Source organism: Neisseria dumasiana, from assembly GCF_022870885.1.
Lineage (GTDB): Bacteria > Pseudomonadota > Gammaproteobacteria > Burkholderiales > Neisseriaceae > Neisseria > Neisseria dumasiana.
The window spans coordinates 2150241-2164412 of sequence record NZ_CP091509.1 but is presented as its reverse complement, the minus strand read 5'-3'; the positions used below and the strand labels follow the sequence as shown (position 1 = coordinate 2164412).

The window sequence follows — 14172 nt, the reverse complement described above, 5'->3', positions numbered from 1 at the left end:
TTCGAGCCATACGTTTCCGGCCTTTTCCCTATTTCTACTTTATGTTTGATTACAGAGAACAATATGAATAAAACCGTGCATTACTTAAAAGATTATGTTGCGCCCGCCTATTTGGTGCCGGCAACCGAACTGCATTTTGATATCCGAAACACCCATACCGTTGTAACGGCGCATTTGAACATAGAGCCGCAGCAAGCCGGTTCGCCGTTGGTGCTCGACGGTTCGGCCGAATTGCTGTCGGTTAAAATCAACGGAGAAGAAACGCAGGCTTATACGCTTGAAGACGACAAGCTGGTGTTGGCTCAAGTGCCTGCCGAAGCATTTACCGTATCGGTCGAAACCCTGATCAGGCCGTCTGAAAACAAATCGCTGATGGGGCTGTATGCTTCCGGCGGCAACCTGTTTACCCAATGCGAGCCGGAAGGTTTCCGTAAAATCACGTTTTACCCCGACCGCCCCGACGTGATGTCGGTGTTTACCGTAACCATCACTGCCGATGCCGCGCGTTATCCCGTGATGTTGTCCAACGGCAATAAAGTGGACGGCGGCACGCTTTCAGACGGCCGCCATTGGGTGAAATGGGCCGACCCGTTTGCCAAGCCAAGCTATCTGTTTGCCTTGGTGGCGGGCGATTTGAGCCTTACGCGCGACACGTTTACCACCGCAAGCGGGCGCGAAGTGGCGATTGAGTTTTACACCCGCGCCGAAGATGCGGGCAAAGTCGATTTTGCCGTGCAGTCGCTCAAACATGCGATGAAGTGGGACGAAACCCGCTTCGGCCTCGAATACGACCTCGATATCTACATGGTTGTGGCCGTCGGCGACTTCAACATGGGTGCGATGGAAAACAAGGGGCTGAACATTTTCAACACCAAATATGTGCTGGCCGACAGCCGCACCGCCACCGATGCCGATTTTGCCGGTATCGAAAGCGTGATTGCCCACGAATATTTCCACAACTGGACGGGCAACCGCGTAACCTGCCGTGACTGGTTCCAACTGTCGCTCAAAGAAGGGCTGACGGTATTCCGCGACCAAGAGTTTTCCGCCGACCGTATCGACCACGGCACCTGCCGCATCGACAACGTGGCCATGCTGCGCCAGCACCAGTTTCCCGAAGATGCAGGGCCGACCGCCCATCCCGTACGCCCCGCCTTTTATGAAGAGATGAACAATTTCTACACCATGACCGTGTATGAAAAAGGTGCCGAAGTGGTGCGCATGTACCATACGTTCTTGGGCGAAGCGGGCTTCCAAAAAGGCATGAAACTTTATTTTGAACGCCATGACGGGCAAGCCGTAACCTGCGACGATTTCCGCGCCGCCATGGCCGATGCCAACGGTTTCGATTTCAGCCGGTTCGCCTTGTGGTACAGCCAAGCCGGCACGCCCGTGCTGGACGTAACAGGCCGTCTGAAAGACAACGGCGATTATGTGTTGAACGTTAAGCAAACCGTGCCGCCCACGCCCGATATGGCCGAAAAACAACCGATGATGATGCCGCTGAAAATCGCTTTGTTTGATGCCCAAACAGGCCGCCCCGTTGCATTCAGACGGCCTGAAAGCGATACCGCTCAAACAGAAGCGGTGTTGGCGGTAACGCAAGCCGAGCAAGAGTTTGTGTTGCACGGCGTCGGCGTGCCCGTCGTGCCTTCGCTGTTGCGCGGCTTTTCCGCCCCCGTGCATTTGAACTACGATTACAGCGACGAAGAATTGAGCGTATTGCTTTCTGCCGATACCGATCCCTTCGCCCGCTGGGAAGCAGGGCAAACCCTGTACCGCCGCGCCATTGCCGCCAATGAAGCCGCATTGCGCGAAGGTCGGCCGCTGCCGCAACACGCCACGCTGCTGAAAGCGTTTGAATATGTGTTGGATGCCGACATCAGTGCAAGCTTCAAAGCCATGCTGTTGCAAGTGCCGCCCGAAACCGAACTGTGGGCCGACGGCGAGAATATCGACCCGCTGCTCGTCCACCGCGCCCGCGAAGCCTTGCTCGACAAGCTGGCCGTTCAGTTCAAGCAGCATTTTATGGCCTTAAACGAACAGTCTGCCGCCAAAGAGCAGGCGGCAGACGAAGCCGTGCGCTACGAATACAGCCCCGAGCTGGCCGGATGGCGCAGCCTGCGCAACATTTGCCGCGCCTTTGTGCTGCGTGCCGACCCCGACCATATCCGCGTGGTGGCCGAACGCTACGATGCCATGGCCAAAAACATGACCCACGAATGGGGGATTTTGTCTGCCGTCAACCACAACCCGCACGACACACGCAACCAACTGCTGGCCGCCTTCGCCGAAAAATTCAGCGAAGACGCGTTGGTGATGGACAAATACTTTGCGCTGATCGCATCGAGCCACCGCAACGACACGCCGGAGCAGATTCAGACGGCCTTAGCCCACCCGAAATTCAGCTTGGAAAACCCCAATAAAGCCCGCGCGCTGTTGGGCGCGTTCAGCCGCAACGTGCCGCATTTCCACGCCCAAGACGGCTCGGGCTATGCCTTTATCGCGGCTAAAGTGATGGAAATCGACCGCTTCAACCCGCAAGTGGCATCGCGTTTGGTGCAGGCATTCAATATCTGCAACAAGCTGGAGCCGACACGCAGAGAGCTGATGAAAGCGCAGTTGCAGCAGATTCAACAGCAGAGCGGCTTGTCGAAAGACGTATCGGAAATCGTCGGCAAGATTCTGGCTTGACGATAGAGAGCAAGAGGCCGTCTGAAAAACTGTTTTTCAGACGGCCTCTTGCTGTTGATATTTTGGTCATTTCATTTTATTCGAAGGAGTGAAAATATGATGGAATTTGAAAGACTTAGAGCTTGTTGTTGGTGGAAGAATGGGAGCTGCTCGCTATGATGAGGTTAGCAAAGCAGCATCTGTTGCAGGACAAGGGCGGGCTGGTTGGGGAGGTTTGGCAGGAAATCTTGCTTCTCCCTATAATAGGAGACCTATTTTTGAAATCGAGCACGGCTTAACCGGGCCGAATTCAAACAATAAAGCCGGAACCGATTATTAAATCGTAATTTAAAGCGCAAAGACATTGCTTGTTGTAAAAAGTATTGTCTTTGCACCTTAAAATAAGAAAGGCTATGAGAGGAAAAGTTATGAATAACTGGCGGCAATTTTTTTTATTTGTTTTCCTTATGTTTATTTTGATGCGCTTGCAGTATTACATTGCCGACCGTTTTTTATCGGATTGGCTCGCGGCGCGTTCAATTGGTAACAATTGGGTGAATGGCTGTGTTTTTACATGGTCGATGCTGATTGCTTATCATGCGGTAAAGCGCACGGCGAAATGGAAATGGCTGGCGTAGTGGGTCATTATTTCAGCAATGAGGCCGTCTGAAAACAGTTTTTCAGACGGCCTCATTGCTGTTTATATTTAAAGAGAACGGTTTATATATGCACCGATAAACAAACTTTAATGTTTGCCCGACCGCCAAATCGACCAAATAATCCACACGCTGTTGGCAAAGGCCAGCAGGTAGCCGATAAAGCCGATAAATTTCGGGCCGGTTTCGATGCTCATCACGATAGACGAGCCGATGATCAGCGCGGCAGTAACAATGCCCATGGTCAGGCGGTTGGTGGCGCGGTCGATTTGGTGGCTGAGTTGGTCGAAATGCTTGAAGTCGATATTCAGCCCCACTTGGCCTTTTTGCAGGCGGCGGCTGAGGCGGAAGAGGTTTTGCGGCAATTCGTCGAGCGCCTGCACGATGGTTTGGGCGTGCATTTTGCTTTTACGCAGTATGTGTTCGGGCGACGCGCGTTCGCCGAACACTTCCGCCACAATCGGCTTGGCCTGTTCCAGCAGTTCGGTGCTGCCGTCGAGCCGTTTGACTACTCCTTCGAGGGTAATCAGGGTTTTGAACAGCATCACCAAGTCGCCGGGCAGGGTCAGCCCGTGGCGGCGCATGATTTGGGTGATGTCGTTGATCACTTGGCTGATGCGTAAATCGCGTATGGGCGTGTGCTCGTAGTTGAGCAGCATTTCCAAAACGTCGGCGCCGAGCAGGTTTTCATCGGGCAGCTCGCCTTGCGCCCAGTTGCTCAACACATACTGCATGGTGAATTGGTCGCGATGGGTGAGGGCGTTGATGAGGTCGATGATTTCGCGGCGGCGGGTGCTGCTGAGATGGCCGACCAAGCCGAAATCAATCAGGGTGATGCGGCCGTCGCCGTTGAGGAAAATATTGCCCGGGTGCGGGTCGGCATGAAAGAAACCCTGCTTGAGTATCATGATGAAGAGGGTGTCGGTAATGCGGCCGGCGAGTGTGCGGCGGGTGGCGGCATCAAGCGTTTCAGACGGCATGTCTTTCAGCAAGGTGTCGGAAACGTATTCCTGCACGAGAATGTGGCGGTTGGAATATTCTTGATAAACTTTGGGAATATGGATAAACGGGTGGTTTTGAAACGTGGTTTCAAACCGCTGCATATAGCGCAGTTCGATGGATAAATCGGTTTCTTTATCGAGGCTGCGGGCGAAATACTGCACCATCTGCACGGGCTGGTAGCGGCGGGTTTCGGGGATTTCGGATTCGATTAGATTGGCCAGATGGGTTAGAATGCGCAAATCGGCCTGTATGGTCGGCTCGATGTCGGGGCGTTTGATTTTAACGGCTACGGTTTCGCCGTTGGTCAGCTCGGCACGGTGGACTTGCGCAATCGATGCGCTGCCGATGGGTTGGGGGTCGATGTGCCGGAATACCTGTTCGGCAGGCTGCCCCAAGTGCGATTCGATCAGCGTGCGGATATCGGCGGTGGGAATCGGTGCGACATTGCTTTGCAGCCGCTCGAATTCTTCAATCCATTCGGCGCTGAAAATATCGACGCGGGTCGACAGCACTTGGCCGAGTTTGACGAAAGTCGGCCCCAACTCTTCAAACGCCATGCGAAACCGGCGCGGCGTGCTCATGTAGCGGCTTTCGGGCGCGGATTCGCCTTCGTGGCTGCTTTGTGAAGAGAGTTTGATGCGCTGAACAAATTCGCCCAAACCGTATTTGGTCAGAATGGCGATAATCTCGCGCATACGGGAGAAATCGCGCATGGCAAGTAAAGTTGGAATCATCATGGCTTTTGCTGTATCTTAGCGGCTGATTTCAGAATCTATAGTTATTTTCACGAAAAATTGATGTACATTCCGTTATGCTTCGACAGCGAGTATGACGATGCAGAAGTTGATCGTCAAACTGCTATACACAGAATAACATATAAAGATGCCTCAGGCCGTCTGAAAAGAAATTTACGGAATAATGAATAAATGAACCAATGGAAACAATGGTGTAGCGCAGTTTTTGCCACCGTTTGCCTGATGCTGTCGGGCATGGGTGCGGCGCAAGCCGATGAAATTGAGAGCCTGCTGCGCCTGCAAGGCCAGCAAAATTCGCAGTATAAAGCGGTTGAAGTGGTGAACGATGAAAAAAGCGTGCCCATTACCCGCCGCGATGCCGACGATTTAATCGGCAGTGCCATGGGTTTGCTGGGGGTGGCTTACCGCTACGGCGGCACTTCGGCCAGCACCGGTTTTGATTGCAGCGGTTTTATGCAGCATATTTTCAAACGCAGTATGCAGATCAGCCTGCCGCGCACTTCGGCAGAGCAGGCGAGAATGGGCGAACATGTGAGCCGCTCCAATCTCCAGCCGGGCGATATGGTGTTTTTCCGAACCATGGGCGGCGGGCGTATTTCGCATGTGGGGCTGTATATCGGCAACAACCGCTTTATCCATGCGCCGCGCTCGGGTAAGCGCATTGAAATCACCAGCTTGAGCAATAAATATTGGAACTCGAAATATGCCTTCGGCCGCAGGGTAAAGAAAAACGATCCTTCACGCTTTTTGAATTGAGGTGAGCCGCCATGAGTATGCCCGAAATGCCGAAATGGTATAGCGACGACGGCGAAATCGTTTCGTGCACCGAAAAAATCAAGGTGATGACGGAAAACATGACCGAGCTTTTTCAAACGGCACAAGATGCGTTTGAAGATGCGCTGCTGATGGGGTGCGGCGAAGCGCAGTTGCGTGAATATCTGCACCGTTTGATAGACGGGGTGGAAAACCCCTACAAATAAAAGCGCATGTTAAACCGCAAGCGCGCAATGATTGTTTCGATGAATACGGAATCTTAGTCAGATTCCGTTTTTCTTTTGCATTTTCGGCCGTTTTGCCTTTTCAGACGGCCTGCGTAGGGTTATGATTTACACAGATTAACAACTTAACAAACGGGCGGGGCTTTTCGTTTGCGTTTGTGCAATCGGTTTCAGACGGCCTCATCTTCAAGTCGCGTTACACGGAACCATACAGGGGATTTTCAGGAGAACACACATATCATGATCAGAGCGTTGAGCATTATTTTCGGCTTTTTGGCTTTAGGCGAAGCCATTATTTATTTCAGCGGTATCAAGCTGCCCGGCAGCATTATCGGTATGGGTTTGCTGTTTGGCGCGCTGCATATCGGCTGGGTGAAAACATCTTGGTTGCAGCAGATGGTTGATGTGCTGATGGGCAATCTTTCGCTGTTTCTCGTGCCGCCTTGCGTGGCGGTGATGAGTTATCTTGATCTCGTCGGCCGCGATTTGCTCTCCATCGTTACCGCCACCGTGGTCAGCACATTTTTGGTGATGTTCGTTACCGGCAAAGTGCACGAACTGATGCGGAGGTTTTGGTAATGGAAATGTTGTCGCATCCCGTTTTAATGCTCTTTATCACGGTAACGGTGTATTGGATTGCCAACGTGCTGCGTGCGCGAACCGGCAGTTTTTTGTGCAATCCGGTGGTGTTGAGCACGATTGTGGTGATTACTTATCTGAAAACGTTCGATATCGATTACGCCACCTATCACGATGCAGCCGAGTTTATTGATTTTTGGCTGAAACCGGCGGTGGTGTCGCTGGCGGTGCCGCTGTATATCAACTGGAAGAAAATCAGCAGCCAATGGTTGCCGATTGTGGTGTCGCAAGCCGCGGGCAGCGTAACGGGCATTGTGACCGGCGTGTATATTGCCAAGTGGATGGGGGCAGGGCACGAAGTGGTGCTGTCGCTGGCGGCAAAATCCGTTACCAACCCGATTGCGATTGAGATTACCCGCACCATCGGCGGTATTCCCGCCATTACCGCCGCCACGGTGATTTTGGCAGGCATGATGGGGCAGATGATCGGTTTCCGGCTGATGAGCGTCAGCACCATACGCATGCCGACTTCGCAAGGGATGTCGATGGGTGCGGCTTCACACGCGATGGGCATTGCCGCTTCGCTCGAACGCAGCCGCAAACTGGCGGCTTATGCCAGTTTGGGTTTGATTTTCAACGGCGTGCTGACTGCTGCACTGGTGCCGGTTTTGATTCCGATATTGCTTTGATGTGTGTAGGGCGGTCGGATAGGGCCGTCTGAAAGGGTTTGAGCGAAACTCGCATAGCTCGTTTTGGCGAAACTCGCATAGCTCGTTTTGGCGAAACTCGCATAGCTCGTTTTGGCGAAACTCGCATAGCTCGTTTTGGCGAAACTCGCATAGCTCGTTTTGGCGAAACTCGCATAGCTCGTTTTGGCGAAACTCGCATAGCTCGTTTTCAGACGGCCTTATATAAGGCATCTTAATAAATAATGTTCTTGCCGTAGCCTTCGAGAATTTCTTTGATATGCAGCACGGTTTCTTTGGGCGGCGGCTTTACTCCCTTAAGTTTGTATTCGTCGCCGCACAATTCCCATTTGTGCGCGCCCAGTTCGTGATAGGGCAGCAGCTCCACGGTTTCGATATTTTCCATGTTGCCGATAAACTCGCCGAGCAGGTGGGCGGAACGGTCGTCGTCGGTATAACCCGGCACGAGCACATAACGCACCCGCGTAGGCTGGTTGCGCTCGGCCAGATAGCGGGCGAATTTCAGCGTTTTGGTGTTGGGAATGCCCACCAGCACCTGATGGATTTCGGGGTCGATTTGTTTTAAATCGAGCATTACGAGATTAGTGTGGTCGAGCAGATCGTCGAGAATATCGTCGTAATGCAGCGCATATCCGTTGGTGTCGAGGCAGGTGTGGATGTTGTGCTCCCAACAGGCTTTGAACCAGTCGCGGATAAATTCGTATTGCAGCAACGGTTCGCCGCCGCTAGCCGTTACGCCGCCGCCGGTGGCCTTCAGGTAATGGCGGTAAGACAATACCTGCTTCATCACCTGTTCCACCGTCATCTCTTGCGCCTTATCGGTATGCATGTCCCAAGTGTCGCGGTTATGGCAATAGAGGCAGCGCATCAGGCAGCCTTGCATAAACAGCACGAAACGCAGGCCGGGGCCGTCGACGGTGCCGCAGGATTCGATGGAATGGATAATGCCTGTGCCGTGGTAGCCGCGGTGTCCTTCGTGGTGCGGATTTTCTTCGGCCTTGATGGTGTAGTATTGCATAGGGTTGCCTTGTTGGTTTTTTAGCAAATACAAGTTTATTTACTATATGGTGGCGGTTGTTTTTTCAGACGGCCTTGATGCTGCTTGAAGCCGTCTGAAAAAATGCCGGGCTGCGAACCCGGCATTGTTGCGGTAAACCCAGAACCGGATTACATGTTTGCCGTAAAGGTGCGGGTAATCACGTCTTGCTGTTGCTCGCGGGTCAGCGAGTTGAAGCGGACGGCGTAGCCGGATACGCGGATGGTCAGCTGCGGATATTTCTCGGGATGTTCCATCGCGTCCATCAGAGTTTCGCGGTTGAGCACGTTCACGTTCAGGTGTTGGCCGCCTTCGATTTCGCCGGCTTCGTGATGGAAATAGCCGTCCATCAAACCTGCCAGATTGCGTTCGCGCGATTGTTCGTCTTTGCCCAATGCGCCCGGCACAATCGAGAAGGTGTAGGAAATACCGTCTTTGGCAAATTCAAACGGCAGTTTCGCTACCGAACTCAACGAAGCGACTGCGCCGTTCACATCACGGCCGTGCATCGGGTTGGCACCCGGGCCGAACGGAGCACCTGCGCGGCGGCCGTCGGGCGTGTTGCCGGTTTTTTTGCCGTACACCACGTTGGAAGTGATGGTCAGCACGGATTGGGTCGGAATCGCATTGCGGTACATCGGATGGGTGGCCACTTTTTTCATAAAGCGTTCCACCAAGTCGCAGGCAATGTCGTCCACACGGTCGTCGTTGTTACCGAATTGCGGGTATTCGCCTTCGATTTCAAAGTCGATGGCGATATTGTCTTCATCGCGGATCGGTTTCACTTTGGCGTATTTGATGGCTGATAACGAGTCGGCCGCTACCGACAAACCGGCGATGCCGCACGCCATGGTGCGCTTGATGTCGCGGTCGTGCAATGCCATCAATGCGGCCTCGTATGAATATTTATCGTGCATGTAGTGGATAATATTCAACGCAGTAACATATTGGGTTGCCAGCCAATCCATGAAGCTGTCCATTTTGGCCATCACGGTGTCGAAATCCAACACTTCGTCCAAAATCGGCTCCGATTTCGGGCCTACTTGGTCTTTCGATTTCTCGTCCACACCGCCGTTGATTGCGTACAACAAGGTTTTGGCCAAGTTGGCGCGCGCACCGAAGAACTGCATGTGTTTGCCTACCACCATCGGGCTGACGCAGCAGGCAATGGCGTAGTCGTCGCTGTTGAAGTCGGGGCGCATCAAATCGTCGTTTTCGTATTGGATAGACGAAGTGTCGATAGATACTTTGGCACAGAAATGTTTGAAGCCTTCCGGCAATTGCTCAGACCACAACACGGTAATATTCGGCTCCGGAGACGGGCCCATGTTGTACAGCGTATGCAGGAAGCGGAAGCTGTTTTTAGTAACCAGCGTGCGGCCGTCCAAACCCATACCGCCGATGGATTCGGTTGCCCAAATCGGGTCGCCTGAGAACAATTGGTCGTATTCGGGCGTACGCAGGAAGCGTACCATACGCAGTTTCATCACCAGATGGTCGATCAACTCTTGGGCTTCGCTTTCGGTCAGCGTACCGTTTTGCAGGTCGCGCTCAATGAAAATATCCAAGAAAGTGGCTACACGGCCGAACGACATGGCCGCACCGTTTTGCGATTTCACGGCTGCCAGATAAGCAAAGTAAGTCCATTGAACGGCTTCGCGGGCATTTTTGGCCGGGCCGGAAATATCGAAGCCGTAGCTTGCGGCCATTTCTTTCATTTGAGCCAATGCTTTGTATTGGTCGTTGATTTCTTCGCGGCGGCGGATTACATCTTCTAAGTTTTTACCGGCTTCCAAATCAGGTTGCAGCGAATTGAATTGGTCAACTTTATCGGCCATCAAACGGTCGATACCGTATAAGGCAACGCGGCGGTAGTCGCCGATGATACGGCCGCGGCCATAGGCATCGGGCAGGCCGGTCAGCACACCTGATTTTCGACAACGGCGGATATCGGGCGTATAAACGTCAAACACGCCTTGGTTGTGGGTTTTGCGGTATTTGCTGAAAATTTCGGTAACGGTAGGGTTCAGTTCCACTTCGTAGATTTTGCAGGAATCTTGAACCATTTTCAGGCCGCCGAAAGGCATGATGGAGCGTTTTAAAGGCTCGTCGGTTTGCAGGCCGACCACGGTTTCCAACTCTTTGTCGATGTAGCCCGGGCCGTGGCTGGTAATGCCGGAAACCACTTGCGCATCGATTTTATACGGTGCATGGGTGCGGTTTTCTACTTTGATGCCTTCCATCACTTCTGCCCACAGTTTGGTGGTGGCTTCGGTGGCAGGGGCTAAGAAATCGCCTTTGCCTTCATAAGGGGTGTAGTTTTTCTGAATGAAATCGCGCACATTAATGCTGTTTTCCCAGTCGCCCGATTGAAAACCGGCCCAAGCGGCAGGGCGCTCTTGTGTGGTGGCTGTCATATTCAAACTCCTTAATTTTCAAATAGAAAAGAAATAGGCATATTTGTTGGTTATGGGCAGAATAGCACTTATTCAAGAAGTTTGGATGTTGATTTGTATGGAATAAAATTACTTATTGATATAGGTCAGGAAACAGAATGTAGTTTTTAAAATAATGTGTTTCCCAACTACAAAAAGAAAGTCGGCAGGCGTAAAATAAGAAAACTATGCTGTGCGTTTGATTCAGGTTGGAAGTCTGCAGGTGTGGATTGACTACATGTTGCACAATGCCCATATATTAACCAATAAGGCCGGATAGCTTGTGTATCAAAGCTATCCGGCCTTGATTTGAAATAAAATTACGGCAAAAGTTTGCCGGGATTCATGATGTTGTGAGGATCGAGCTGGGCTTTGATGGCACGCATCAGGGCGATTTCGGTTTCTGTACGCACGCTTGGCAGCCAGTGGTTTTTTACCTGTCCGATGCCGTGTTCGGCGGCAATCGTTCCGTTGCACGCCAAAACATGTTCATACACGATGGTGTTCACTTTGTCCTCATACTCATACACTTGATTGTCCAAAACATGCGGCAGAAATGTATTGTAATGGAGGCTGCCGTCGCCCAAATGCCCGAACACTACAATCCGAATATCGTTAAAGGCCGTCTGAAGGGCTTGGGCACAACGTTCCACAAAATCGGCTACCTGTGCAATCGGCACGGCGATGTCGTGTTTGATACTCGTGCCCAGATTGCGCTGTGATGCGGAAATATTCTCGCGCAGCGTCCAAAGCTCATTGCGTTCGCTTTCCGAGTGGGCGATGACTGCATTTTCATACCCCTCGGCCATCAAAAATTCCGCCAGCAAATCGGTAAGGCTTTCGTGCTGAATGGAATCCGTTAATTCCAACAGCACATGCCACGCAGATTCTACCGGCTTGCCGATGCGGCTGAATGTTGAAGACAACTCTAAAGCATAACCGCTCACCAATTCAAAACTGGTTAAGCGTTCGGCAAATTTGCCTTGAACAGCGGTAAGCAGTGCAACGGCTTGTTTAATGGAATCGACCCCCACCCAAGCGGTTTCAACGGTTTGGGGGCGGGCAAACAGTTTGAGTGTTGCACCCGTTATCACGCCTAAAGTCCCTTCGCTGCCGATAAACAAATGGCGCAAATCATATCCGGTGGTATTTTTGTGCAAAGGGTGCAGATGTGAGATAAGTTCTCCGTTAGGCAATACCACTTCCAAGCCCAGCACCAAATCACGCATGGCACCGTAGCGCAACACATTCAGCCCTCCCGCATTGCAGGCAATATTGCCGCCGATTTGGCACGACCCTTCGCTGGCAAGGCTCAAAGGAAACAGCCTGCCGGCAGAGGCCGCAGCTTCTTGAACGCATTGCAAAACCGCACCGGCATCTACCGTTATGGCATTATCTGCCGGTTCAATATGGCGTATGCGGTTGAGCTTGGAGAGATTGAGCAATATGCCGCCGGAGGGAACAGCCGCACCGCACAAGCCGGTGTTGCCTCCTTGGGGCGTAACCGGAATGCGGTGTTCAAAGCAAAAACGCATCACTGCCTGAACAGCGGCAACGTCGGCGGGTTGAACGATAAGGTCGGCAGAGCCGGTATAACGGCGGCGTTGGTCTGTCAGCAAAGCCGAACCGTCTTCGAGAATTTCAGCGGGAGAAAGTATGCCTTGAAAGGCTTGTTTAATGGCTTGGGGATTCATAATACGCAAAGAGGCCGTCTGAAAAAATGTATCGAATAATAAACGAAAGATTATGAAGTTAACGCCCGGATTAAGTTTTATCGCAAATCAACTTAACTCGCTAAGGCGTTGCTGCGCCTTAGCTCAAAGAGTAATGATTGTGGGAGCCGTTTCGTACTACGCATACTGCCTGCGGCTTGCCGGTTTGTATCAAAATAGGGTTGTTTGCGGTAAACACGGAAATTGTACGACGATTGCCGATTGTTTTCAGGTTTAAGATTGTGAAAAAGCAAAAAGCAGGATACTTGTGTATCCTGCTTTTTGCTCTGATTCTGAAAAACAGAAATTAGTTGGCGGCAGAAGCAGCGGCAGAAGCGGCAGCAGAAGCATTTTCGGCAGCTTGAGCAGCAGAAGCGGCTTCGGCAACAGCGGCAGAAGCGTCTTTAGCACCTTCGGCAACAGCTTGTTTGGCATCAGAAGCAGCTTCAACGGCAGCTTCTTTAGCTTCAGAAGCAGCTTCGGTAGCAGCAGATGCAGCTTCAACTACGGCTTCAGAAGCTTTAGCGGCAGCGTCTTGGGCTTTGCTGGCATTGTCGCCACAAGCAGCCAAGAACAAAGACATCAAAGCAGCGGCAAACAGAGATTTTTTCATTTTAAATACCTTTTAAATCGACTTAAAAATTAATTGTTAAACGTCGGGAATCGACCCCGGTTTGTTGTAGAAATTCATTGCTGAATTTTGCTAATTATGCCCGACCCTAAAAGCCAATGCAATGTAACCAGCCATGATGTTCGGCAAGAATATGGATGCTTAGTCATATTAACGCGCCGATTAGTTCAATAAACGGTGCAAATTTTTGCTTTTTTTATGTAATAAAATTCAAATTTGCATTGAAATTTCAAAAAATTAATATGTTTTATAACAATAAAAACTATTTTTGCGGGTATTACGCATTTTTTTGCTATTTTTTGTGGTTGGTAGTAAAAAAACAACATGTTTATGGAATAAAAGGCTGTGTTTGATTGATTTTTTATTCAAAATAACATACCCGTTGCCCCTCGGAATATGTATTAATGTGTTAAAATCGATTCACATTTTAAAACTGATAGGACTTCACGGCATGGCCATCCAAAAAAATTCTGTTGTTTCGCTCCATTATGAAATGTTTGATGCGAACGACCAACTTCTCGATAAAACCGAACAGCCTATTGTTTATCTCCACGGCGGTTACGACGGTATTTTCCCTTTAGTTGAAGAAGCGCTGCACGGTAAGGAAGTGGGCGATGTTGTAGATGTAGTGCTTGCTCCCGACGATGCTTTCGGCGAACAAGACCCCGAGCTGGTGCGTATTGAAGATGTTAATGTTTTTCCGGTTGAGGTTGAAGTAGGCATGATGTTTGAAGCCGACGATCCTGAAACCGGCGACGTATGGGTGTACCGTGTAACCGATGTGGCCGACGGTAAAGCCGTGGTGGACGGCAACCACCCGCTGGCGGGCATGAAAATCCGTTTCAAAGCCACGGTTGAAAGCGTGCGTGATGCGGAGCCTGAAGAAATCGAGCACGGCCATGTTCACGGCGAGCACGGCCATCACCACTAAATGATTCCGCCGGCCTTGAAAACTGTGGTGTGCACGGCAAGGCTTCGGATATCAATA

The 14172-nt window shown here is 51.4% G+C and carries 13 protein-coding genes; 8 read left to right on the top strand and 5 right to left on the bottom strand.

Translation table 11 applies throughout. The features are described from left to right. Positions 1–63 precede the first annotated feature (63 nt). The 3 genes from pepN (at position 64) to LVJ88_RS10105 (ending at position 3311) form a co-directional block, all read left to right on the top strand. On the top strand, positions 64–2694 hold the full coding sequence (gene pepN / locus LVJ88_RS10115) for an aminopeptidase N (RefSeq protein WP_085417821.1): 2631 nt from the start codon (positions 64–66) through the stop codon (positions 2692–2694). A 106-nt stretch (positions 2695–2800) separates the two neighbouring features. Next, positions 2801–3013 carry a hypothetical protein gene (locus tag LVJ88_RS10110; protein ID WP_125940112.1) on the top strand — a complete coding sequence of 71 codons (213 nt, stop codon included), beginning with the start codon at positions 2801–2803 and terminating at the stop codon, positions 3011–3013. 88 nt (positions 3014–3101) lie between these two features. Beyond that, on the top strand, positions 3102–3311 hold the full coding sequence (locus LVJ88_RS10105) for a hypothetical protein (RefSeq protein ID WP_085355898.1): 210 nt from the start codon (positions 3102–3104) through the stop codon (positions 3309–3311). Positions 3312–3418: 107 nt separating this feature from the next. Here the strand turns inward: LVJ88_RS10105 and LVJ88_RS10100 are convergent, their stop codons facing one another. Then, positions 3419–5068 carry an ABC1 kinase family protein gene (locus LVJ88_RS10100; protein ID WP_054600649.1) on the bottom strand — a complete coding sequence of 550 codons (1650 nt, stop codon included), beginning with the start codon at positions 5066–5068 and terminating at the stop codon, positions 3419–3421. Between the two features lie 189 nt (positions 5069–5257). Between LVJ88_RS10100 and LVJ88_RS10095 the strand changes: the two genes are divergently transcribed. The 4 genes from LVJ88_RS10095 (at position 5258) to LVJ88_RS10080 (ending at position 7352) form a co-directional block, all read left to right on the top strand. Further along, positions 5258–5842 carry a C40 family peptidase gene (locus LVJ88_RS10095; protein WP_054600648.1) on the top strand — a complete coding sequence of 195 codons (585 nt, stop codon included), beginning with the start codon at positions 5258–5260 and terminating at the stop codon, positions 5840–5842. An 11-nt stretch (positions 5843–5853) separates the two neighbouring features. Then, the gene (locus tag LVJ88_RS10090; protein WP_054600647.1) at positions 5854–6066 is read left to right on the top strand and encodes a hypothetical protein; all 213 of its coding nucleotides are present in this window, start codon (positions 5854–5856) and stop codon (positions 6064–6066) included. Between the two features lie 258 nt (positions 6067–6324). Continuing rightward, positions 6325–6663 carry a CidA/LrgA family protein gene (locus LVJ88_RS10085; RefSeq protein WP_085357495.1) on the top strand — a complete coding sequence of 113 codons (339 nt, stop codon included), beginning with the start codon at positions 6325–6327 and terminating at the stop codon, positions 6661–6663. After that, on the top strand, positions 6663–7352 hold the full coding sequence (locus tag LVJ88_RS10080; RefSeq protein ID WP_054600645.1) for an LrgB family protein: 690 nt from the start codon (positions 6663–6665) through the stop codon (positions 7350–7352). Before LVJ88_RS10085 ends, LVJ88_RS10080 begins: the two co-directional genes overlap by 1 nt. 232 nt (positions 7353–7584) lie before the next feature. Here the strand turns inward: LVJ88_RS10080 and pflA are convergent, their stop codons facing one another. The 4 genes from pflA to LVJ88_RS10060 form a co-directional block, all read right to left on the bottom strand. Next, positions 7585–8388, bottom strand: a complete 804-nt coding sequence (pflA, locus tag LVJ88_RS10075; protein ID WP_085417841.1) for a pyruvate formate lyase 1-activating protein — start codon at positions 8386–8388, stop codon at positions 7585–7587. Positions 8389–8537: 149 nt separating this feature from the next. After that, positions 8538–10823, bottom strand: a complete 2286-nt coding sequence (gene pflB, locus LVJ88_RS10070; RefSeq protein WP_085417820.1) for a formate C-acetyltransferase — start codon at positions 10821–10823, stop codon at positions 8538–8540. A gap of 338 nt (positions 10824–11161) precedes the next feature. Then, positions 11162–12535, bottom strand: a complete 1374-nt coding sequence (locus LVJ88_RS10065; RefSeq protein WP_085417819.1) for an FAD-binding oxidoreductase — start codon at positions 12533–12535, stop codon at positions 11162–11164. A gap of 325 nt (positions 12536–12860) precedes the next feature. Beyond that, complete coding sequence (locus LVJ88_RS10060) at positions 12861–13166, bottom strand: hypothetical protein (RefSeq protein ID WP_054600622.1); 306 nt, start codon at positions 13164–13166, stop codon at positions 12861–12863. A 469-nt stretch (positions 13167–13635) separates the two neighbouring features. Here LVJ88_RS10060 and LVJ88_RS10055 point away from each other — a divergent pair, with 469 nt between their 5' ends. Next, positions 13636–14115 (top strand): FKBP-type peptidyl-prolyl cis-trans isomerase, encoded by a 480-nt coding sequence (locus tag LVJ88_RS10055; protein WP_054600623.1) that lies wholly within the window; start codon positions 13636–13638, stop codon positions 14113–14115. The last annotated feature ends 57 nt before the right edge of the window (positions 14116–14172 follow it).